We start from the raw sequence: 22,884 nt of genomic DNA, 5'->3' as shown, positions 1-22,884 counted from the left end.
CGTATCTTGTGAGAGCACTCATTCCTATGCATACCTTGAATCCTGCGCTGGCTGGCGCGATTATGGCCGTTTTGGTCATTGTAATCTTCAGCCAAGCACCGGTGCAGTCCACGTTTGACATTGGGCGCAATGATGCGGCGGTGGTGCAAGGCTTCAGCGAACCTGAATACCGGATGGCCGGCGCTGATGGGGCAGTGCGGCAAGTGTTGCCGGCAGCAGCGCTGCGCTTGCCGCAGGTCGGCGCACCGGCGATGGTGACGTTCCGGTGGCAGGCTCCGGCTGGCACTCCATTGAAGGTGCAGGTGAATGATGAAGCGCCGCTTCAGGTGCTCGCCCGCGGCGATTGGGAAGAGCACACGGTGTCTATCACCAGTGGCTGGACGAAAGTGGTGGATGTCGTGATCCGCTTTGCTCCACCGGCTACGGATGCGCCCATCTTTTTGGATCAGGTTACGCTCAGCGCTATGCCGCCATTACTGCCGTATCCAGCGCAGTTGGGATATGCGGCATTGATTGGCGCCTTGGCCGGGATGATGTTACATCAGCGATCGTGGCAGTTGGTACTAGCCGCCGTCATTGGGTATGGCCTCTTCTGGTTGCTGTTCTACCGTCTTAGCCCATATCCTTTGCTTTATCTGCCGCCGGTGACGGCGGCGGTGATTGCTGCTGGTTACCTTGTCTGGCAATGGCCGCGATTGAGCGCCTCTTGGCCGCGCTGGAGTCTGTCAGTTCTTGCTCTTGCCGTCGCACTGGGTTGGATGGGATGGCTGATACCGGCGATGCAAGCGCACGTCACGCTGGCCCGCCCCGGCGTCGAGAACGATTTTCGCGTATTTGCCACCCGTGACACGCTGGCAACCATCTTTCAAGCCGATGGCTTCTACAATCTCGGCTATCCGTTCTTGCTCTGGCTGGTACGGCCATTGACCAACGATAACCCCTTTCTCGCTGCACGCCTCATTGCGCTTGTGAGCGGCGGGGTGTTGATCGGCGCTGGCTACCTGCTGGCGAGCAGCCTGCTCCCACCCGCTCCGGCAATGCTGGCAGCGCTGTTGTTGGCGTTGAGCGGCATGGTGGCACAATACGGCTTACTGGTCGGTAGTGATATGCCGTTTGCTGTCTGCTTCACGTTAGCGGTGGCCGTAACCTTGCACGCTCATTCGCGATCGTCGCGCCTGATAGCGTTTCTCGCCGGAATGCTGGCCGGCGCCGCCTTTCTCATTCGCCATCCCGGCTTGATCTTACTGCTGTGGGGTGCTGTCATACTCTGGCTGAGCGCCGGGAAAGGCGCTGCGCTCAGTTCTTTTGTGGTAGGATTTGCCTTGGTGGCAGCGCCGCAAATTGTGGTGAACACGGTGCAAACCGGCCACCCATTGTTCAATCAGCAAGCGAAAAATATCTGGCTGGCGGTTTATGCTAACACTGACTGGCAGCGGTGGGATGAGGTGCCCAATAGCATTAGTCTGTCAGAAGTGATTGGGCGGGATCCTCTGCGCTTTCTGGCCAACTGGGGCCGCAACATAGTGGGTTTTCTCGGCGCCGGTGCTGAAGATGTAAGCGAGTTTGGCCGGGCCGATCAATTGCGCTTACTTGGTTGGCCGGCCAACTGGTTGGCGATCGGTGGGCTCGCGGCGGCAGGGTGGTTGGCGTGGCATAAACAAGCCGATCAACGCTGGCTGGCGCTCCTCGCATTGATCGGGATGTATGTTGCAGTGATCGCCACTGCCTTCATCTTGCCGCGTTTCTTTTTGCCGTTGGCGCCACTGTACGCCGTCGCTGCGGCGTGGGCATTGGCGCGGCTTTGGGCAAAGCAGCGCGCTGGACTAGTGGCTACGCTAGCAGTGATTGTCATCTTGCTGCCCGGCCCAGCCAATGGCGTTCGCACAGTACTGGCGGCGCAGCCGGCAGATGAGGTAGCCGCAGTGGAGTTAGTCCAACGCACCATGCCAGCCATTGGCGCAAATCTTGTAGCCGCCATCCCCGACCGGTTGCCGCTGGCCAAATACTCGGCCATTGCGCACCTGATCAGCCGGCGGGTTCCGGTAACGGTGACATATGCCGAATTGCAGGCGCTGCGCACCGATTACCTCTTATGGGATAACGCACAAGGACCGCCACCGATACCGCAGCCGGAGGCGGCCCGGATTGGCACCGGCCGATTCACGCTGTACGCGATGTATGCCTCTACTCCGGCGGTGAATGAGGGAACGAGCAGACCATGGAACATTCGCCAACCAAACCCCTAGCTATCGAGCCGCCGCGTTGGCGACGCATCAAGCTTACCCGAGCGGCTAAGCCGTCTGTGGTCATCGGGGTGCTGATCGTGATTGGCCTCGCTTTGCGGCTCTGGTTTATCGCGGTCAATCAGATCGATCCGCGCTTTTCGGCAGCCGATGACGGCGACTACTACGTGCGTGCCCTCCGGTTTGCCGTCACCGGCGAATATGTCGACAATTCATGGCTCGTGCGCCCGCCCGGACATATCTTTTTCTTCGCAGCTATGCTGCGGATCGGGTTGTGGCTTGGCGATCCGGCTATCGGCATTGCCCTGATTCGCGCTGTCCAAGTCAGTTTGTCCTTGGCGCTCATCCCGCTTGGCTACGATCTGGCGCGGCGCTTGTTCGATCAGCGCACTGGCTTGATCTTTGCTGCCATCCTCGCCATTTGGATGCCGCTAGTGGAATTGCCGACGCTCATCCTCAGCGAGCCACTCTTCTTCAGCATGCTGTTCATTCATGCGTGGTTGCTCGTGCGCTGGCGTGATGACCGGCAGCTACGCTGGCTGATCGGGGCCGGGGTAACGTTGGCGTTCGCAGCGTTGGCCCGTTCGCCGGGTTTGTACGGTGTAGCGTTTGCGGTGCTCTTTATCGCGATGAGTGCGTGGCGCGCCGCCGGCCATCGTCGCCGGCAGCGAGTCGCCCTAGCTTTGCTCGCGTTTCTGTTGCCGTTTGCGCTGACGATTGCGCCGTGGACGATCCGCAACTACGTGCTCTACCGCGACATTATTCTGATCGACACCCTCGGCCCGGTCAATCTTTGGATCGCGATGAGCGATGCGGTGCATGAAGGGCGGGGGGAAGGAGAGGCGAAAGGGATCTTGCTGCGCTTGCCGCAAGAAGAGCGGCAACGCTTTGTGAGCGCCGAATTGCGGCGAATCATTCAAACCGAGCCGTGGCGGTTTACGCGCTATCTCTGGCCGCACTTTCAGCATATCTGGAAAGCGCAGTTTATTGAAGATTTTTTTGTCAAGGCCAGTTTCTTTGCCCGTCCTGTCCGCGAGATCTGGCCAGCCGGGATTATCAGTGATCTCATCTGGCTTGTGATGGTGCTGGCGGCGCCATTCACTTTGCTTTCGCGACCCCGCGAAGGCGCGTTCCGGCTGGTGGCGCTGGGTTGGATCGGCTACACGTGTCTGATGGTGATGCTCATCCACGTCGAGCCGCGTTACCTCTTGCCGGTTTGGCTGTGGTTTGCGCTGTATGGCGCGGCGACACTGGCCCGGATCGACCAACAACCGTTGCGCTGGGATCGATTTACGGTAGCCGGTCTCGCAGCAAGTCTTTGTCTTGCGGTTCTGATCTTTAGCTATCGCGACTACCCGCAAATCATCCGCGCCGGCATAGCCCGCGAGCAAGCATGGGTAGCAGCGCAAGAGGCGATGGCGCGCGGTGATACGGTTGCCACCGAACAGGCCTACCGGGCGATGTTGGCGGCTGATCCCGATTTTGCTGATGGTCAAGCCGAGTTTGCCCGTTGGTTGCTGGCGCAGGGCCGGTATGATGAGGCATGGCAGGTCATCGGCGATTACCCAACCCACCGGAGCAATTTGGTGCGAGGGGCATTGGCGCGGGCACAAGGTGATGCAGCGACGGCGATTACCCTGCTGCGCAATACTGAAGAACAAGCCGGTGAAGATGTGCAACGGCTGGCGTTTGCATGGTTAACGCCGGCACCAACGACAACACTGACGCTTGGTAACGACCTTGACCTTGGGTATTTGTACGGATTTGCCTCTGGCGAGCGCGCCGCCGCTACGACCTATCGCTGGCTGCAAAGGGAAGGAGTGATCCGCCTGCCCTTACCGGAGCCGCTCACCGGCAATGAGATGCTGGCTCTACGGTTAGCTGCTCCGGCGCCAACCCCGCTGACGGTAACGATTGGCAACCAGCGCTGGCCCGTGATAGTTGCGCCGGGAGGCTGGCGGGTGTATTATCTGCCATTGCCGGCGCAGATGCAGGGCATGCGCGAGGTGACGGTCAGTCTGAGCGCGCCGACGTTCTTACCTTACCAATCGTTGCCGAACAATACTGACGCGCGCCCGTTGAGCGTGATGGTACAGCAGATAGCGATTCGCTAAAGGGATATGATGCAACCAATGCAGATTTCGTCGCAGGCAATGCCGGAAGCCGTTCGCGACTATCCGTTTACCGTAAGTGTGGTCATTCCGGCCTACAACGAAGCGCACGGTATTGCCGACGTGATCGAGCGGGTGCGCACTGTCTTGCCTGCCGCCGAAATTATTGTCGTCGATGACTGTTCACGTGACGAGACAGCGGCGGTCGCGCAAGCCGCCGGAGCGCGCGTCATTCGGCATCCGGTCAACCGCGGCAACGGCGCAGCCGTCAAAACCGGCATCCGGCGGGCGCGCGGCGAGGTCGTGCTGCTCATGGATGCCGACGGACAGATGGATCCGCGCTACATCCCTGATCTGTTAGGCGGCATTGCCGCCGGCTACGATATGGTGGTTGGCGCGCGCACCCGCGACACGCAAGGCGACTCGGTCTTCCGGCGCTGGGGCAACCGGGCGCTCGATGCGTTGGGTAGCTATCTGGTTGAAACCGAGGTGCGCGATCTAACCAGCGGCTACCGAGCGATGCGACGTGACGTGATGATGGAGTTCATCAATTTGCTGCCCAATCGCTACTCATACCCCACAACCAGTACGTTGGCGTTGCTGAAGGCTGGCTACCATGTTGGGTATGTGCCAGTGATCAGCCAGCGCCGGCAAGGTGGCCAGAGCGGGCAAAAACTCTTGCGCAACGGCATTCGCTTTGGCTTGATCATCTTGCGGATTGTCTCGCTATTCGCGCCGTTGCGCGTCTACTTTCCGGTTGCCATCTCGATGCAATTGCTGGCCTTGCTCTCATTTTTGATCAGCTTCTTTATCACCGATCCGCTGCGTTTCCATATTCCTAACTCAGCCGTGGGTCTCTTTGTGGGCAGCATCATCATCTTTATGTTCGGGCTGAATGCCGAGCAGGTCGCCGCCCTCCGCTTCCAACGCCCGCCGCGCATCACTGAAGAGGAGTAGTGCGTTCATGCGACCCATCTTCTCGTGGCTGCTCCGGCTGATCGGGCCGGCATTGCTAATTGGTTTTCTTCTTACTAGCGATCTCGGTCTGCTGTGGGAGATTGTGCGCTCGGCTGAAATCGTCCCGATCATCTGGTCACTGGCTCTGCTGCCCCCGTTCATCATCCTCAAATCGTGGCGCTGGATCCAGATTTTGCGTGCGATGAACCTTTCGCTCGATCTGCCCACCGCCTGTGCCCTGTATACGGTCGGCATTTTCTACGGTGCTATGACGCCGGGTCAGGCCGGCGATCTGTTGAAGGCTATCTACTTGCGAGATCGCGGCCAACCGGTAGCGCCGGCCTTGCTCTCGGTGGTGCTGGATCGGTTGTGCGATCTCATCATTATGTCTGCCCTTGGCACGATTGGAGTCTTTGCCTTAGGCCGGCTGCTGCCTAGCCGTGAGTTGCAACAAGCAATCGTGATAGCGATGGGGATTGGCTTAGTGACGGTCACGGTGTTGCTTACGGCACGTGGGCCACGCTCGTGGCTGCTCACCGTTGTGTTACCGCGGATTGCGCCACGTTTGCGTTCCCGGCTCGATCAGTGGAACGAGCAAATGCATAGCCTGACTTTCACGCCAAGCCTGATTGCCACCGTGAGTGCAGCAACCATCGCGTCGGTCTTGTTTACCTTCTTGCGGTTGTGGCTACTCTACCTCGCGCTTGGTCTGAATGCAGTGCCGTTATTGGTGGTGATTGGCTCCTCGGCGCTCATCTCGGTCTTACAAGCGTTGCCAATTTCAATCGGCGGCGTCGGGGTGCGCGATGTCGTGTTGGTGGCAACGCTAGCTGCGTATGGCTATGCGCAAGAACAAGCCTTGACGCTAGCGGCGCTCTTCTTGCTGATTAACGTCGAGCATATTATTGTCGGCTTCATCGTCTCGCTCTGGTTCCCGCTAGGACGGAGTGGTACAATATCTTTATGATATACAATCGGTACGCGGCGGTGTACGATGGTAGCGGTCAGATCCGGTTTGCGCTACTGACCGCACTCTATCTCGAAGAGATCTTGCAGCGCCACCAAGTTGCCGGGCGACGGATGCTGGATCTAGCGTGCGGCACCGGCACGTTGCTCGCAATTATGGCCGAACACGGTTGGATGGTAACAGGTCTTGACCGCTCGCCGGCAATGCTGGCGCAAGCGGCGCGGAAGCTGGCGTATACTGCGTCAGCCGTTGAGTTGCGGCAGGGTGATATGCGTTATGTGGCCGAGTTGTTGCCGGCAAACGCCTTTGATCTGGTCACATGTACCTATGATAGTCTCAATTATCTGATCAGCGCCAACGATCTGGCTTCGTGCTTGCGTGGCGTAGCGCAGGTCTTGGCACCGGACGGATTGTTTGTCGGCGATATGAATACGCGCCACTTCTTATCCGTCGATTGGGGCCAATGTTCGTTCAGTGAGCAGGCAGGCTATGTGCAGGTGGAACGTACCCATTTTGATCCGGTGCGCAATACGTCAACTATGTGGCTAACCGGTTTTATCGGCAATGATCACGACGGCTACGAGCGTTTTGACGAGATCCATATCGAGCGCGCCTATCCGCCAGAGCAGGTGGCAATGATGATCGAAACTGCCGGGCTTATGATCGAAGGGTGTTATGACGGCTTTACCTTTCAACCGCCTACCGCGATGACTCAGCGCATTTGCTGGGTTGCCCGAAAACCGCTATGCCAAAGATTTTGATCCTCTCAACCGGTGGCGCTCTGGTCATCCGGCGTGCGCTAGGCAGCCGTGACGACCAGCCGTTGGCGCTGCGTTCTGATGTGATAGTGACCATTGAAGAATTCACGAATTTACCCGGCAGTCATCTCACGCCGCAGCAGATCTTGGCATTGGTTCAACGGATTAACGCACTGCGCGACATGTATGACGGGATCGTGGTTGCTTCCGGTAGCGATACGCTTGAAGAGACAGCCTATTTGATCGATCTGCTTGTGCCTGATGGCCCGCCGTTGACCGTCACCAGTCTGCCGCGGCTGAACGCGAGCGGCACTACCGCGACCAATGGCCTGCAGGCGGCGATCACCGTTGCTGCGACACCGGCAGCGGCTGGATTAGGGGCGTTGATGGTGGTGGATGATACCATTTACGCCGCGGCGACCGTGCGGTCGCATTACAGTCAAGGCAGCGGCATGTTTACCGCTGCCGGCGGCGCCCTAGGTCGAATTGAAGGCGAGCAAGCCGTTATTCGTTTTCGCCCGCTGGCGCGGCAATATATCGCGGCGTCGCGCTTAGTCGAGCCGGTTGACTTGATCCGGGTCGCACAGGGAGCTGATGACCGGCAATTACGCCACAGCATCGCCGATAATGTGGCTGGAATTGTGATTGAGACCTTGGGGAGCGGGCGGGTGCCGCCGTGGTGGCTGCCGGCGCTAGGCGAAGCAGTGCAACGGCGAATTCCGGTGGTGGCGGCGAGCCGGGCCGGCGCAGGTGGGTTAGGTGACGAGTTTGGCTTTGTCGGCGCGTATCATGATTTGCGAAAGTTGGGCATCATCTTCGCCCCCGATCTGAGCGGGGTGAAAGCGCGGTTGAAGTTAATGGCTGCGTTGGCTGTGGCCCGTTCACCTGCCGAGTTGCGCGCGTTATTTCGCCCATCCGCCTAGGGTAAAGCCGCACGGCAGTTCGACCAAAGAGTGTTCATCAAGAAGAGCCGCACGGCTGTGCGGCTCCCAAAAATAGATTATCGAGGGAGTCCATGGCCTCAGATCGATCAACAACCAACGTATTACCACCGCCGGAAGAAAAAGCGGCCTATGTTGAACGGATGTTTGCCCGCATTGCCCGTGGTTACGACCGCGTCAATCGAGTCATGACCTTTGGGTTGGATCAAGGTTGGCGGCGCAAAGTAGTTGAATATGTCGCGCCACCGGTGAATGGCCGGGCGTTGGATGTCGGCACCGGCACCGGCGACTTTTTGCCGGAATTAGCCGCTTGGGCAAGAGATGGCATCGTCGTTGGGGTTGATTTTACCCTCCCAATGATGCAGGCTGGCCAGTCCAAAATTGCCGAACTAGCGGCGGCAGGCCGGGCGGCCTTTGTCGCCGGCGATGCGTTGCAATTACCGTTTCCTGACAATACCTTCGACGCGATTACCACCGGATTCGTGCTACGCAATGTAACTGATATTCCGGCTGCGTTGCGCGAAATGTACCGCGTCGCCCGTCCCGGTGCAATGATGGCATGTCTCGAAGTCGCCCGTCCACATAACCCGCTTATCCGTTGGGGACACCGGGTGTATTTCGAGCAGGTCGTGCCGTGGATCGGCGCCTTGCTCGGCGGCGACCGGCGCGCTTATACGTATCTGCCCCAGTCGGCGCGCGTCTTTCCTTCGCCCGATCGATTGGCTGCGATGATGCAGGAAGCCGGTTGGCGTTACGTGTTTTACCGGTTGTACGGATTGGGGGCAGTTGCTATTCACGTTGGCGCGAAAGTGTAGCAGCGACGCAAGGTCTGAGAAAGGTCGTCGGCTAACTTTGACCGAGGAAGTGGCATTGCCCGTGGGAGAGTCTCGACCGCTCGTTCGTACCGTATCTCGTCGGCAACGGTGCGATGTTTTCGCAATCGTTCATGAGGTTTCCGATGTACGACGATGATGATGAAGATATCCGCCGTCGGGCGCAACGGTTGTCGCGTTTGCGCCGGCAGCGTGAGTGGCTTGACGATGACTGGGACGAACCCCCCCCGGTTCGTTACCGTTCGCGATCGATGAGTGGCGGGTGGCCAACGCCATTCATACTCCTTCTGCTGCTCATACTAGTGGTTGGGTTAGGTATGTTCTGGCTGTCGCAACGCATGAATACCTTTGGTGCGGCAATGCCGAACTTGCAAGTTATTGTGCAGACACCAACCCCGCAGATTATAAGTGGCGCGGCGGTGGTGCAACGCATTCAGCAACTGAGCCGGCTGGAAACCAGCAAATATACGATCGAGCGCGTGATAGACATTCGCCAAGGGAGCAATATTCCAATCATTGGCGACTGGCTGGCCGGCGATGCAATCCTGTTAATTGCCCACGGCACTGTTATCGTAGGTGTTGATCTCAGTCAAATCACACCTGATGCGGTAACTGTTTCTGCTGATGGCAAAAAAATGACCGTGCGTTTACCGCCGGTGCAAGTCTTGAACGCGACCCTTGACAACAGCAAAACGCGTGTCTATAGCCGTGATCGTGGTCTCTTTGCCCCTGAAAACCCAAATCTTGAAACGATGGCACGGCAAGCAGCCGAACAGCAGATTCTGCAAGCGGCGTGTGAAGATGGGATTATGGAACAGGGAACACGCAATGCCGAGCTAGCTCTGCGTCAGTTCTTGGGCCTGATGGATGGTGTCGTTGTTGAGGTGATTACCTCACCGCCGGCGGAATGCAAGCTCATACCGTAGCAATGTAAGTTTATTTATCTGAATTCGAGGCGTTGGGGAATGAGCGTTCCGTATGGGATTTTAATTAGCGGATTGGGCGAATATATTGATGAATATTTATCGCCACTGCTCACGTCCGCGGGGTATTACGTCCAACTAGCACGAGGCTCTGCCGTCTTATTCGACACACTTAACCGGCAAACCGATCTCGCGTTGATCGACCTGCCGGGAAAAGACCATCTCGATCTCCTCAATGCGTTACGCACTCACTATACCGGTATGCTCGTGGTTTTAGGACCACGGCACGACTGGCTGGTTGTGACGGCGTTTGCGCAGGGTGTCGATGACTATGTGACCCGCCCGTTTCGCGCCGATGAGCTTATGGCGCGGGTGCGGGCGCAGTTACGGCGACGGCAGCGTTATGCGCCGCCACCGTTTACGCTTGGCCCCTTTGTCTTCGATCTCGCGACGCGCACCATTTCGTACCAAGGCCACCCGCTCGCGCTTGATCTGCCGTCGTTTACCTTACTCAGCGTCTTGGCTGAAGCCCCATATCGCACTTTCACCCCAGAAGAATTGTTGGAGTCAGTGTGGGGGCGTGGGCAGACCCACAATCTGCCGTTGCTTGCAGCGACATGGCAATCGCTCTGCCAGCAGATGCCCAGCAGGGAGGCGACCAAGGTATTGGTTGGCAATCCCCACTGCGGCCTCGCATTGTTGCAGTCGTAGCGCCGCAATCAATCGCTCACGCACCAAGCAAGCCAATGCCCGGCAGGAAAACGACCAAGGGGCTTGGCGATCCCCACTGCGGCCTCGCATCGTGGCAGTCGTACAACCGCGCTCCCATCAACAAACCTTAAGAACGCCCTTCGCTCACTCCTTTGTTTATTCGTATAACCATTCGTTGTCTAACGAGGCGCGATCTGCGTTACCACGCCCATAATGTAACTCACTCTCACCGGATCGCCTGCCTGTGGATGAGGGTAGACGCTCTCGGCCCCAATTCGAGCCCGGATGGCTTGGGTTTCGCCTTCGTGGTGGAAGGTGACGTCGTAGAAGATGGTGCCATGAATATCGACCCGCTGCACTTCGAGCAGTACGGCTTCGCGCATACCAGAGAGGATCATGATTGGTGGCTCCTTAGGCTGATGTTATATGGTACATACGGTAGATTGCAGACAAAGAACCACCGCTTTGGATGCGGTGATTATTGTGCTCGGTAAGAGCGTATACAGCGAATATGATACCGCGTTTAGTTGCAGGATCAGGTAGTCGATTGGCTTAGCGTCGCCGTCTCTCACCCGTCGGTGCGTTTTGGGGTTGAGGCTGCGGCCAGCTCGCGGGCAAATTCGCGAATGAAGGCCGCTACTTCACGCGGGCGTTGTTGTTGCGGCATGTGGCCGCAGCGGGGCAAGAATGCAACTCGCGCTTGCGGCAGATTGGCGCAGAAGAAATCGCGTGATTCACGCGGAATGAAATAGTCATCTTCGCCCCAAATCATCGCCACCGGCACCCGCAGCAAGCGTAGATCTTCTGGGCGCAAGAGCGCGTTTTCGTCAAGTGCGGCGACGAACTGACGCACCGGATCACGGCGGAACATGGAACGCAACCCTTCGCTGGCCAAATAGAGCGGCAAGGGCGGGCGGCCATACATCTGGCGCAACACCTTCCGCACGGTGCGCCTGTCGGGCAACTCAATCGTGTGCAGGAATGGCTCCCACGACTCGCGCCCGCGCAAGATGGCCCCTCCCGGCGCCAGCAAGACGATGCCGGCGACCAGTTCTGGTGTGGCGAGCGCCACTCGCACCGCGATCCAGCCACCCATCGAGTTGCCCACAATCAGCGTTGGTTGCCCAATCACCTCGCGAATCATTGCCTGCACCAACGTCGTCTGCTGCTCGATGGTAGCATAGCGCTGGCCGGGCGGGAAGCCGCTCAAGCCAAACCCGGCCAGATCGAGCGCGTAGACCGGGCCGATCGCGGTGAGCTGCCGCATCACGAATGACCACGTTTGGGCGCGATCGGCGATGCCATGCAAGAGCAGCACCGGCAGGTTGCCTTCACCGCGCGCCGGCATGAAATAGTAATGGGTGCGAATCTCGGCCAAACGCCGTTCGTGGCTCGTCGCGCCCAACCGCAGCAGCGCGCGATGGCTTAGGCCGTAGATTAACGGTACTGCCGCGGTCGAAAGCGGAGTAAAGAGTTGTCCGAGCATCGTTCACTCCTCCTCGCTGGCATAAACACACGAGACACCGGCGCCGGCGGTGCAGACCAGCGGCTGCATCGTGCGCCCAGTACGAATGGCGTATCCGGCGATCATCGCAGCGACAAATTCATCAACCCGATCTGCTGCTACCAGCGACACCGTGCTGCCGCCGAAGCCGCCGCCGGTCATTCGGCTGCCGAAACACCCCGGCGCGGCCAACGCCAACTCAACCAGCGTATCGAGTTCGGGTACGCTGACCCGATAATCATCACGCAGACTATGGTGCGACTCGACCATTAACCGGCCCATCTTAACGAGATCACCAGCGGCAAGCGCATCAGCGGCGGCGAGCGTGCGCTCATTCTCACTGACAACGTGGCGCGCAAGCGGCAGCAGGTCAGGCGGTAACAGATGGCCGTACTCGGCCAGATCGGTCAAACGCACGTCGCGTAAAGCTTGGATCTTGCCCAAGGCCGGCTTCAGCAAGCGCACCGCCTCTTCACACCCGGCCCGGCGCTGATTATACTCCGAGCCTGCCAGCCGGTGGCGCACGCCGCTATCGCAGACCACCACCCGCACGTTAGCCGGGATCGGCACCGGGCGATAGCTCAGGTCACGGCAATCGATCAGCAGGGCATGGTCAGCTTCGCCCAACGCAGCGATCAACTGATCCATAATTCCGCACTTCACACCGACAAACGAATGCTCAGCGCCTTGGGCCAACAGCGCTAGCTCTTCGCCGAGCAGGTTAATATCGTTGAGCAGTTGGAAGGTGTACCCTACTGCCACCTCCAGCGCCGCCGACGATGAGAGACCGCTGCCGGCTGGCACATCACTATCGATCAAGAGGTCGGCGCCGCGCAACGGCAGATCGCGGGCCAGCAATCCCTTAGCTACACCACGAATGTAATTGACCCACTGGCGTTGCTCGTCACGCACAATCTGATCGAGATGAAACCGATCCTCTTCACGGAATTTAACGCTAAATACACGCACGATTCGATCTGCGCGTGGGCGAGCGGCGACGTAGGTTGCCCGATCGAGCGCCATTGGGAAGACGAAGCCATCGTTGTAGTCAGTATGTTCACCGATCAGATTCACCCGTCCGGGAGCGCGGGCGATGCGGGTGGGTGGCTGGCCGAAATACCGTTCAAACGCGGCGTAGAGGGCAGATAACTCAAACATAACCATACTCCTCAACGGCAACAATGCCTGCTGCGGAGTATAGCACCTTTTTGCACCGAGCCGTCAACGGCGCTAAACAAAACAACCGCATGAATCAATGGCTAAACCGCCCTGCCATACCACTTCACCGGCATGTTACTCCCCCACGGCCCGAAACCTCTGGCCGAAATACCGCAAACCCGCGCAACAAGTCGTCTAGTCGTTGGCAACGAAGGTAGGAGCCGAACGAATGTGCGGTTTACCAAAACAATTTGTTCATTTGTTGTCCTATTCGTTGGAGCCTGTCAACACCACGTGCTGCGGGATTGCTCTGTTTTCATCATTACGCACGCGCTGCCGGCGCAGATCGTCAGGGCTATGCGCCGGGGCAAGGAAGGTGACGGCTAGCGCAGCTAGCGCAAAGATCAGCGGCGTGGTGAAGACCGCGGCCAGCGCCGCCGCCAGTGCCAGACGCGGCTCGCCGGCTAGCATCACCGCTGTCGCACCCTCGCCGATCAGCGCCTCAACCGGAATAGCGTCGGGTTGCAAGCCGCGCACCGCCAATTCCGCCGTTAACCGGCTCGTCAACAGCGTGCCGAGTGCGGCCACGCCGATCGTGCCGCCAATCGTGCGCGAAAACTGCAAACTGGCCGTCGCCGCGCCCAACACGTTGCGCGCCACCGTGCTTTGCACCGCAATCAGGAATGATGGAATGCTCGCACCCATCCCGACTCCCATCAGTCCCAATGCAATCGCTAATTCCAAACGGCTCATATCGGGCCGGATACGGGCCATCATAAATGCGCCGACCACAAAGATAGCCATCCCGCCGATCGTGAGCGTGCGATAGCTATAGCGCAACAACAACCTTCCTCCGATCACGCTGGTAAAGACCCACCCCAGCATCATCGGCGTCAGCGTCGTGCCGGCCTCAGTGGCGCTCGCACCCAACACACCCTGCACAAACAGCGGCACATAATTCATACTGCCAAACAAGACCCCACCGGCCAGAATGCCGTGAGCGCAAGCGACGGCAAACACGCGGTCGCGCAACAATCGCACCGGCAAGACCGGTGCCGGTGCGCGTAGCTCGACCACGACTAGCAAAGCCAGCGTAGCAATAGCCACGCTCAGCATAGTGATACCGGGCAGCGAAGTTGGTGCATCGAGGCCGAGCAAGAGTAAGATGACTCCCATACTCAGCAGCACCGCACCAGCGTAATCGATCGGCGGGCGCTCGCCGCTGGCTTGGGTCACGCCACGCCAAGCCGCCCACACCAGTGCCGCTGCGATCGCTGCCGGCGGCAGATTCACCCAGAACACCCAATGCCATGAGATCTGATCGACCAAAAAGCCGCCGATCAACGGGCCGATCACCGAACTAACGCCCCACACCCCGGCAAAGAGACCCTGCACCTTGGCACGTTGATCAAGGGTGAAGATATCGCCGACAATGATAAACGCTAGCGGTAGCAAACCGCCCGCCCCCACCCCCTGTAAAGCCCGCGCCGCGATCAGCTCCGGCATGGTCATCGCCAACCCGCACCATAGCGAGCCAAGGCTAAAGATGGCAATCGCCGCCATATAAATCGGTCGCCGGCCAAACAGATCTGACAACCGGCCAAAGATCGGTCCGGCAGTGGTGCTGGCCAGCATATAGATGGCAAATACCCAGCTAAAGCTCTCGATATCACCGAGATCGCGCACAATGCTCGGCATCGCCGTCGCAATGACGGTTGACTCCATCGAGGCCATAAACATGCTCATCATCACGCCAAGCGTGATCAAGACGGTGCGCTGGCGACTCACACGGTACTCCTTGGGTTGGCGCAAAATGATGCTTGATCAAATATTGCTTCATTCAACGATACCGCAAAATCGCCACAAGCGCAAGGTGGTCAGCGAATACGCAGGGAATAGCCACCAAAACTCGCAAAAGGCGCACACGATATTCCCAAAAACCTCTGCACGCTTCGCGCCGTTACGTTAAGCGTTCCTAGAGTCTTTGCTTGCTTTATGCTTGACTCTCACCCCGTCCCCACTAGGAGAGGGGTGAGGGCCATCAGCCCGTGCAGCGGGCTTTGGGGTGGGTATTTGAGCGGCATTCCCGTAGTGTGGACGGACTCCCCGCAGGACGCAACGAAGTGTGGTGTTGCAAATGGCTATGGCTGTTGCGCCCGGCCATCCCGCGTGACTAGATCGTGCTCGTCTTGGCCGGCTGCGGTTTAGAAGCTCGCTAGTTATTTCGGCGGATCGTTCGCTTGGGCTGGCATCTATTGTTATTCATCACCACTGGCGTGATGTTCCGGTCCGCTAGGCAGGTGTGGTGAGAATTGCTCTCGCAACACCCATTCGGCTGCTTCGCGCACCGCCATTCCCACGCGCACCCCGCGCGCCGCCGCGCTCACATTGCAGGCGCTGATCACGCCATGCTCCCATGTGTCGGCAGCGTCGCCAATGCGGGCCGAGGTGTGAGCCACCGCCATCGCTGGAATGCACTGTACGTCGAGCATCGTGAGACCAGCGATGCCGGCGTTGTCTTTGCCAATCCCAGCATCGTTAAAGACCACGCCGGCTAGCGGTACCTCCAGCGCATATTGTGCTGAGCTTACACCGCCGTGCGAGCCACTGACAACGAACGTCCCTTGATCGCTCTCGTTGATGTACGAGATGGAATCCATCAAGACGATCCGGCTTAGGCCGGTCTGAAGAATGACCTTGGCCATAGGTGTTCTCAATATGGCTAGCGGGTATTCTATCCATATTGTACAACGGTTCAGGTGGATGGGCACAGATTGCCGAAAGCGTAGCGGAGGAGCATTATTGGCGCTCTCCAACCCTCTACGCCCGCAAAGGCAGGCAATGATTCAGATGATGTTAGCGCTTTGCGCAGCGTTACTGTCCCGCCATGTGCAAGTAATACCGACTGGCCCGGCTATTATTAGCTGTGCGCTGACCAACCATGACCATGCGCATTACTTGTTCGGCTTGGGCAACCACCAGATCAAAAGCCTCAGCAATTGCTTCCTCTAACGCCATCGGGCGCGACAAGACGCTGGTGTACGCACTAATCCCATACTCTTGGTTGATTGCGGCGCCATGGCCGATTGTACCGGCCAACGCAATGACAAGAACACGATAATCCTGCGCCCGACGTGCCACTTCGGCTGGAATCTTGCCATATGTGGTTGTGACCAGCGGATTGCGTTGATCGCGTGGTACCAGCCGTAAGCCGGCTGCTGCTGCCATTTCGAGCACTGCCGTGCGTGGTTCCAAACCGCCAAGCAGGTCAATATGTGCATCGACTAGTTGCCCAACCAGACCAGTTACCGTGACCGGATCCAAGCTACCGCCGGTGATGCTAACCAGCGTTTTGCTGAAACATTCACCACCATCAACCAAGTGATTCTGGCAAGAGACCAATGCTTCCGACACGAACAATCACCAACACGATAGCAATTTGGGTTTTCGTTCAAGGTGCAACGGCATCCACTTGCCGGCAGTAGAGAGGAATTGTGGCTTAATTATGAGTTAACTCCTCATTCATATACACTCTTTGTACATAGAAGAGGAGCCTCGCGCGACAAAAATACACACCGGCCCAACATCGGGCCGGTGTTGTGCGGGAATAAATAAAGAAGCCTCAAAGAGGCTTCTGAGTGGGGTGCCTGATGGGGCTCGAACCCACAACTTCCTGATCCACAGTCAGGCGCTCTGCCATTGAGCTACAGGCACCGCGCAGCAAGAATATAGCACAATCGCGCTGTCTCGTCAAATCGATGCGCTCACCCTTGTGCTATTCATCATCCATCGTTCGTTGACTTGCGGTTTGGTGTTTGAACTGCACTGCCGTGCGGCGCTCTAGTCGTTAGCTATTTGCCGTTGACCATTCACCGTTCGCGCGCATTACGTCATTGTACAACACTAAACACAACAATCCCATACTGCCACTGCGCCCGCAACTGCAAGCCTGCCTGCGCAACGTACTGATTAAGTTCGTCAAGCGTCGGGAACTGCAAGCCGCCACTGCCTAACGCTTGCTGGAATGTACGGCCAAGCTGACCGCTTGCCGCCGCGAGACTCATCATCACGCCGCGTCCGCGTGGCGCTAATAGTCGGCGCCATTCAGCAAGCGCCGCTGGAATGTCACCGATCTCGTTGAGCGAGCCACCCATCACCAGCACGCTGGCTGTGCCGCTAGCAAACGGCAGCGCTTGTGCGCTCGCACGGATAAAATTGATGTGCAAGCCTGCTCGTCTTGCGCGTTGGCGTGCCTCTTGCAGCATCGGCAGGCTGAGATCGATCCCAACCACAAATCCATCGACACCGCTCCGCCGACGCGCCTGTTCTAGTGCGCGTGCGTACAGGCCATTGCTACAGCCGACATCGATCATCAGTCCACCCCGTTCAACGCCGGCTAACTCGGTGATCAACGTCAGCTCGCGTTCGAGCGGAAACTGCTCGCCGCTGAGTATACTCAACGCCAGTGGTCGCCACGTCCGTTCGTAAGCCCACGCCGCCAGCGGCAAGACATTGACGAATTGGGCGATGCTACCCGGCCATTGTCGGCCAAGCAGGTCGAGAATACCATCGACAATCGGGTACGAAGTGGCGCAGTGCGAGCAGCGTAACCGACCGGTTTCGATGGCCCCATCAACAACCCGGCCAATCTGCTCAACGCGAAGGGGGGTCTCGCGATGGCATGGGCAGGTGATATACGGTAACAGTTTAAAATCCATATGAGTATGGTAACAGGGTATTGCCCCTGCGCGCAAATAACTTCCTCTTGCCTTGCCGACACGAACACGTCAGGGACGCGGGCGTACATCGCTTATGTGGTGGGTAGGCATAAAATTTCCCTCTCCCGGAGAAGGGGAGAGGGTCTGAGGGTGAGGGTGTAACTCGTTAATTCATTCTCGTGTAGCGCTGTGCAATCGTGATCAGATGGTCGTAATCAATCGGCTTTGGCAGAAACTCACTGCATCCGGCTCGCTTGGCTCGTTCAATGTCATTGCGGGTTACATGACCACTAACCGCTACCACCGGAACGTCTCGTAAACGCGGATCACGCTTGACATATTCGGTTGCTGTCCAACCATCGAGACCGGGCATTGACAGATCCATCAAAATGAGACTTGGCCGACGATGTTTCATAATCTCTAGCGCTGTTTGCGCATCGGACGCCAACTCAACGGCAAAGCCACTGAAACTCAACATCTGGCCAATGATCTGACGGTTGTCGAAGTTGTCATCAACGATCAGAATGAAGCTCATGCGGGCTCTCCTACCATATGCGGTGCTGGCGATGAAGGATCGATAATAACCGCAGATTCTGGTGCTGTTGGGATCCAAACGGTGAAGGTTGAACCAACACCAACCTCACTTTCAACCTCTATCGTGCCTCCAAGCGCTTGAACAATCTGCTTAGAAAGCGCTAAACCTAGCCCCGTGCCTTCGTACCGGCGCGTGACCGATTCGTCGAGCTGACTGAATGGCTGAAAGAGTTTATGTTGCTTCTCACGCGGAATACCGATACCGGTATCAATCACAGCAAAGCGGATGCCGTCTGTACCATAGCGTGACTCGGTCGTAACTTCGAGCCTAATAGTACCGCGCTCGGTGAATTTGGCTGCGTTGCTGAGTAGATTAATCAATACTTGTCGCAATCGACGACCGTCGGTCCTGATACTACCAATATCAGACGGGCAGAGCGTGATCATTTGATTGTTGTTGCGTTGCGCCAATGGCATAGTCATCGCCGCCAACTCATCTACGAGTGTGGCCACTTCAACGCGGCTGAATTCTAATTCAAGCGCGCCTTGTTCAATCCGAGCAAAGTCAAGCACATCACTAATAAGGGCGAGCAAATGTCGCCCAGAGGTGAGAATACGTTCGACGTATGTTGTATGCGGTTCAGACACTGCCTTATTCAGATGGAGCAACTGGGCGTAGCCAAGAATTGCATTCAGTGGTGTGCGCAGTTCATGGCTCATTGTTGCGACAAAGGCACTCTTAGCTTGACTAGCTGCTTCTGCTGCCGCACGTGCCCGTTCGGCTTCAGCCTCAGCTTGCTTCCCACGTATGACCTCCTCCATTAACTGCTCTTGCCGAGCAAGGCTCGTTTGCAAGGCGCGATTGCGCTCTTCGAGTTCAGCTCGTTGCCCACGCAAGCTAGCCAGCATCTGATCAAATGCCTGCGCGAGATCGCCGATCTCGTCGCGGATGTGCTCGTTAATTGAGCCAACTAAATTACCCTCCGAGACCTGACCGGCAGCCTGCGCGAGCCGCCGTAACCGGCGGGCAATTCGCGCCGAGAGGAAGAGGCCAATCGCAGCCGAGATAATAATCGCTACGACAGTATCGATCATGATGAATGTGCGGGCCGTGTCATAACTGGCAGCAACAACATCAAGTGAAGCACGAGCTTGCCGTTGGTTTTCTTGCACGAGTTCGTTCATCGCCTTATCGAGCGCATCGTAGAGTGGATTCATCCGTGAGTAGAATGGCTGCACGCTCCCATCGCTCACCAAACGCACTGCCGGGATAAATCGATTGTGATTGGCGTCGATGACCTCTTGCCACGCCGCCACAACGGTATCAAGCCGGTTCTGCTCAGTTTCCGAGCCAATCAGGGGGCGGTAAGTACGGAAATAGGTCTCCATCTCAGCTTCGATCGCCCGCATGTGATCAAGAATGCGCCCACGATCGCCATTGTTGGTGTAGATCAGAAATTCCAACTGGCGCGCGCGATAGCGGTTGATCGCCGTTGTCATATCACCAACGGTGTCGAGTGATGGGATTGTGTGTCGCTCAATGAAGACAGCTCGATCATTCATCGTCGCCATTTGATGGGTGGCGAAGAAACCGAGTACCATCATGAGGATAAGGTCGATGGCTAACGCTCCCAACAGTTTTGCTCGGATCGGAAAACGCATTGCTAACGATCCTCTAGTTGCAACAACTGCTCAATGGATAGTCCTACCTGCGAGCCGCCACTGAACATCGAGCCGGTGCGTTGACGTTCTACCCGCCGTAAAGCCAATTCGTAGGCTTTCTCCGGCAAGGGAACATACAGAGCTTTGCTGGCGAAGAGCGTACCATTGCGTAAATACGTATCAATGAACGCCCGTACTTCGGGTCGTTTAATAGCATCGGCACGGACATAGATAAAGATTGGACGAGACAAGGGTTGATAGCTGCTATCAGTAATGGTCGCTTCAGAAGGGCCGATACAGCCTGCGCCATTGTCAATCGCTACTGCTCGTAACTGTCCGGCGTATTCAACGTAATAGGCGTAGCCAAAGAACCCTAACCCTAACCGATCTGCTGATACGTCTTGGGCCAGTAGATAATCATCTTCGCTAGCAGTGAAATCGCTGCGACTCACTCCCTCTTGCCCAACGATTGCCGAGGTGAAGTAATCGTAGGTACCCGAATCAACCCCGGCGCCGTAAAGGTGCAACGGTTCGTCTGGCCATTCAGGGCGGATCTGATTCCAGCGCGTGATCAGGCCCTCAGCCGCCGGTTCCCAGATCCGCTTAAGCTCGGCAACAGTGAGGCACTGCGCCCAGTCATTTTGGGGATGCACGACGACTGATAGGCCATCAAACGCGACTGGCAACTCGATGAACACAATCCCGTTTGCGGCACAGGTTTCCATCTCACGCTGTTTAATCGGACGTGAGGCGTTAGAGATGTCGGTTTCACCGTTGCAGAAGCGGGCAAATCCACCACCAGTACCGCTGACGCCGAGCCGGATAGTCACATTTGGTGCTACATTACTGAAGGCGACCGCTACCTGTTCGGTAATCGGAAAGACCGTACTTGAGCCATCGATCTTGATTTCGCCACTGAGGGCAGCAAGATCGGTGTTGGGCATCACTAATTCTGCCGTTGGTGATGGTTGCGGTGTGGCAGATATTGGTGGTGGGGTAGGCGAAGGAAGCGCAGCAGTTGAACCGCTACAAGCTACCAGCAACAGCGCGACGAGGCTGAGAGCAACGATACGCAATATGTTCATATGGGTGCAGCGAATATGTCAGATAATTCGAAGGCTAGGCAACGCTGCATAACCGTTCCTATTATAACCCTTTGACACAGCATCGTTGGTTAAGGCGAGGTTAAGCGTATTTGAAGCGTTGCTCTTCCCGATCCGTCGCACTCTGTGGTGCTTCCCGATCTATGAATACTGACAATCTTCAATATATTACCTACACTATTAGGTAGTCGTTGTATCTGCGGAGGATCGATGGAAGCTCACCTAGAACAGCGTATCACTGCTGATCGTTCAGTGCCCGGCTGCTGCCAGCCAACGATCGATGTGGCTCTCACGGAAGCTGAAGCCAACCAGCTTGCCGAGTCGCTATCGTTGCTGGCCCACCCAATCCGTCTGCGCTTGCTCGCGATCCCTGCCCGCAACGGCGGCCATGTGTGCGTGTGTGATCTGGAGGCTGCGTGGAATACGCCTATCAATACATTTTGCGTATAGATGTTCTTATGTGGGATACAGAGGATGCTCGACATAAAGTTCTATTGCGAGAAGATATTGCCAATTTGCAACGTATGTACTACCATCTGTTTAAAAATGTACTGAGATTACGGTGGCCATCCAATGCAGTATGGCAACTTTATCCCGATGGACATACTGCAATGGATTGGAAGTGTGTTCAGGACTTTTTAGATCGCGCTGGTGAGAATGTGGAAATTGAAAAGTCTCTTTTTACTCGAGGAGCATTTCGCTTGCGATTGCAACGTGAGTTCGCAATCGAAAAAATTTCCCTGCATTGTCACATGAACACCCTTTTCTTCAGGTTGCTGATTTATTTGCCGGTTTAGCCGTATTCTTACGAGAAAAGTTTAATGAGTATCAATAATGGCTAAAAATGACTTCACCCCAACTCCAATTACCAGAAAACATCGAACCGGAAGTGCGACTATCTGGAAGCACAAAGGAACGGTTTCCGGTGCTGCAGAAGTTAAATAATCTGTGCAAACAACGCAAAATAGGAGTTAGCCTGAAATTGTCGCGCGGACTTAGGACATGCGATCCAAGTAACCCGATCAACTTCTGGCTCTATGGGCCTCAGCATCCCGAAGATATAGCGCCAACGAAGAGGTAGGAGGTGGTTATGAAATATGACCCCGAAAAACACCACCGCCGCAGCATCCGGCTCAAGGGGTACGATTATTCCCAAGCCGGGGCGTATTTCATCACCATCGTCACCCAAGATCGGGCCTGCCTGTTCGGCGAGGTGGTGGACGGCGAAATGCGGTTGAATGACGCCGGACGGATGGTGTGGGATGAATGGGATGCCCTGCCTGATCGGTTCCCCGGTTTGGAATTGGATGCATTCGTCGTCATGCCCAACCATGTCCACGGCATTATCGTGTTGACCGGGTCCGCCACCGTGGGGGCAGGCCTCGTGCCCGCCCCCGATGGGGATATGCCCGCCCCGGATGGGGTACGGGCAGGCCTCGTGCCTGCCCCCAACGAGGCAACCACAAGGGTTGCCCCTACGATTGGCGACATCGTCGGCGCGTTCAAATCCATTACCACGGTGGCGTATATCCGCGGCGTCAAACAATCCGGCTGGCCGCCGTTTCGCGGCCGGGTGTGGCAACGCAATTATTACGAACACATCATCCGCAACGAGGAATCCCTGAACCGTATCCGCCAATACATTGCCGACAACCCGCTGCGATGGGCATTCGACCGAGAGAGCCTACTGGTGACCCAACCAGAACCGGAGGATGAATGGCGCGCCTGAACGAGTCCGATATCGAATCCGCTGCCCTAGCC

The 22,884-nt window shown here is 57.1% G+C and carries 22 protein-coding genes and 1 tRNA gene; 12 read left to right on the top strand and 11 right to left on the bottom strand.

Annotated features, from left to right (window positions below; genetic code table 11):
- Positions 1-26: 26 nt before the first annotated feature.
- The 9 genes from Q1A00_RS13050 to Q1A00_RS13010 all read left to right on the top strand — a co-directional run bounded on the left by Q1A00_RS13050 (position 27) and on the right by Q1A00_RS13010 (position 10,444).
- A complete protein-coding gene (locus tag Q1A00_RS13050) occupies positions 27-2,246 on the top strand; it encodes a glycosyltransferase family 39 protein (protein ID WP_298405397.1) in 2,220 nt (739 codons plus the stop codon).
- The gene (locus tag Q1A00_RS13045) at positions 2,219-4,357 is read left to right on the top strand and encodes a glycosyltransferase family 39 protein (RefSeq protein ID WP_298405400.1); all 2,139 of its coding nucleotides are present in this window, start codon (positions 2,219-2,221) and stop codon (positions 4,355-4,357) included. The genes Q1A00_RS13050 and Q1A00_RS13045 overlap by 28 nt, the downstream gene beginning before the upstream one ends.
- Before the next feature lie 6 nt (positions 4,358-4,363).
- Positions 4,364-5,311 (top strand): glycosyltransferase, encoded by a 948-nt coding sequence (locus tag Q1A00_RS13040; RefSeq protein WP_298482651.1) that lies wholly within the window; start codon positions 4,364-4,366, stop codon positions 5,309-5,311.
- Between the two features lie 7 nt (positions 5,312-5,318).
- Positions 5,319-6,278, top strand: coding sequence for a lysylphosphatidylglycerol synthase transmembrane domain-containing protein (locus Q1A00_RS13035; RefSeq protein WP_298405405.1), 960 nt, complete (start codon positions 5,319-5,321; stop codon positions 6,276-6,278).
- Positions 6,275-7,039, top strand: coding sequence for a class I SAM-dependent methyltransferase (locus Q1A00_RS13030; RefSeq protein WP_298405407.1), 765 nt, complete (start codon positions 6,275-6,277; stop codon positions 7,037-7,039). The genes Q1A00_RS13035 and Q1A00_RS13030 overlap by 4 nt, the downstream gene beginning before the upstream one ends.
- Positions 7,024-7,959 carry an asparaginase gene (locus Q1A00_RS13025; protein WP_299757222.1) on the top strand — a complete coding sequence of 312 codons (936 nt, stop codon included), beginning with the start codon at positions 7,024-7,026 and terminating at the stop codon, positions 7,957-7,959. Before Q1A00_RS13030 ends, Q1A00_RS13025 begins: the two co-directional genes overlap by 16 nt.
- A gap of 92 nt (positions 7,960-8,051) precedes the next feature.
- The gene (gene ubiE / locus Q1A00_RS13020) at positions 8,052-8,792 is read left to right on the top strand and encodes a bifunctional demethylmenaquinone methyltransferase/2-methoxy-6-polyprenyl-1,4-benzoquinol methylase UbiE (protein WP_298405411.1); all 741 of its coding nucleotides are present in this window, start codon (positions 8,052-8,054) and stop codon (positions 8,790-8,792) included.
- A gap of 143 nt (positions 8,793-8,935) precedes the next feature.
- Positions 8,936-9,736, top strand: coding sequence for a DUF4230 domain-containing protein (locus Q1A00_RS13015; protein WP_298405412.1), 801 nt, complete (start codon positions 8,936-8,938; stop codon positions 9,734-9,736).
- A gap of 39 nt (positions 9,737-9,775) precedes the next feature.
- Positions 9,776-10,444, top strand: coding sequence for a response regulator transcription factor (locus tag Q1A00_RS13010; RefSeq protein WP_298405414.1), 669 nt, complete (start codon positions 9,776-9,778; stop codon positions 10,442-10,444).
- A 179-nt stretch (positions 10,445-10,623) separates the two neighbouring features.
- Here Q1A00_RS13010 and Q1A00_RS13005 read toward each other — a convergent pair whose 3' ends face one another.
- From Q1A00_RS13005 to Q1A00_RS12955, 11 genes are all read right to left on the bottom strand, one after another.
- On the bottom strand, positions 10,624-10,842 hold the full coding sequence (locus Q1A00_RS13005) for a hypothetical protein (protein ID WP_298405416.1): 219 nt from the start codon (positions 10,840-10,842) through the stop codon (positions 10,624-10,626).
- Between the two features lie 170 nt (positions 10,843-11,012).
- Positions 11,013-11,930 (bottom strand): alpha/beta fold hydrolase, encoded by a 918-nt coding sequence (locus Q1A00_RS13000; protein ID WP_298405418.1) that lies wholly within the window; start codon positions 11,928-11,930, stop codon positions 11,013-11,015.
- A gap of 3 nt (positions 11,931-11,933) precedes the next feature.
- Complete coding sequence (gene galK, locus Q1A00_RS12995; protein ID WP_298405421.1) at positions 11,934-13,106, bottom strand: galactokinase; 1,173 nt, start codon at positions 13,104-13,106, stop codon at positions 11,934-11,936.
- Positions 13,107-13,373: 267 nt separating this feature from the next.
- Positions 13,374-14,894, bottom strand: a complete 1,521-nt coding sequence (locus tag Q1A00_RS12990) for an MDR family MFS transporter (protein WP_299757216.1) — start codon at positions 14,892-14,894, stop codon at positions 13,374-13,376.
- Positions 14,895-15,364: 470 nt separating this feature from the next.
- Positions 15,365-15,811, bottom strand: a complete 447-nt coding sequence (locus Q1A00_RS12985) for a hypothetical protein (protein WP_298405426.1) — start codon at positions 15,809-15,811, stop codon at positions 15,365-15,367.
- A gap of 169 nt (positions 15,812-15,980) precedes the next feature.
- Complete coding sequence (locus Q1A00_RS12980) at positions 15,981-16,520, bottom strand: glycerate kinase (RefSeq protein WP_299757212.1); 540 nt, start codon at positions 16,518-16,520, stop codon at positions 15,981-15,983.
- A gap of 225 nt (positions 16,521-16,745) precedes the next feature.
- Positions 16,746-16,820: transfer RNA gene (locus Q1A00_RS12975), tRNA-His, on the bottom strand.
- 176 nt (positions 16,821-16,996) lie between these two features.
- Positions 16,997-17,824, bottom strand: coding sequence for a methyltransferase domain-containing protein (locus Q1A00_RS12970; RefSeq protein ID WP_298405429.1), 828 nt, complete (start codon positions 17,822-17,824; stop codon positions 16,997-16,999).
- Between the two features lie 166 nt (positions 17,825-17,990).
- Positions 17,991-18,359, bottom strand: coding sequence for a response regulator (locus Q1A00_RS12965; protein ID WP_298405431.1), 369 nt, complete (start codon positions 18,357-18,359; stop codon positions 17,991-17,993).
- The gene (locus Q1A00_RS12960; RefSeq protein ID WP_298405434.1) at positions 18,356-20,020 is read right to left on the bottom strand and encodes an ATP-binding protein; all 1,665 of its coding nucleotides are present in this window, start codon (positions 20,018-20,020) and stop codon (positions 18,356-18,358) included. Before Q1A00_RS12960 ends, Q1A00_RS12965 begins: the two co-directional genes overlap by 4 nt.
- A 2-nt stretch (positions 20,021-20,022) precedes the next feature.
- Positions 20,023-21,105, bottom strand: coding sequence for a PstS family phosphate ABC transporter substrate-binding protein (locus Q1A00_RS12955; protein WP_298405436.1), 1,083 nt, complete (start codon positions 21,103-21,105; stop codon positions 20,023-20,025).
- Positions 21,106-21,333: 228 nt separating this feature from the next.
- Here Q1A00_RS12955 and Q1A00_RS12950 point away from each other — a divergent pair, with 228 nt between their 5' ends.
- The 3 genes from Q1A00_RS12950 to Q1A00_RS12940 all read left to right on the top strand — a co-directional run bounded on the left by Q1A00_RS12950 (position 21,334) and on the right by Q1A00_RS12940 (position 22,852).
- Positions 21,334-21,573 (top strand): hypothetical protein, encoded by a 240-nt coding sequence (locus Q1A00_RS12950; protein WP_299757207.1) that lies wholly within the window; start codon positions 21,334-21,336, stop codon positions 21,571-21,573.
- The gene (locus tag Q1A00_RS12945) at positions 21,540-21,920 is read left to right on the top strand and encodes a hypothetical protein (protein WP_298405442.1); all 381 of its coding nucleotides are present in this window, start codon (positions 21,540-21,542) and stop codon (positions 21,918-21,920) included. The genes Q1A00_RS12950 and Q1A00_RS12945 overlap by 34 nt, the downstream gene beginning before the upstream one ends.
- 293 nt (positions 21,921-22,213) lie before the next feature.
- Positions 22,214-22,852 carry a transposase gene (locus tag Q1A00_RS12940; protein WP_299757204.1) on the top strand — a complete coding sequence of 213 codons (639 nt, stop codon included), beginning with the start codon at positions 22,214-22,216 and terminating at the stop codon, positions 22,850-22,852.
- Positions 22,853-22,884 lie beyond the last annotated feature (32 nt).

The organism is uncultured Chloroflexus sp. (assembly GCF_938091255.1).
Taxonomy (GTDB): Bacteria; Chloroflexota; Chloroflexia; order Chloroflexales; family Chloroflexaceae; genus Chloroflexus.
This window is presented reverse-complemented; position numbering and strand designations above follow the sequence as displayed.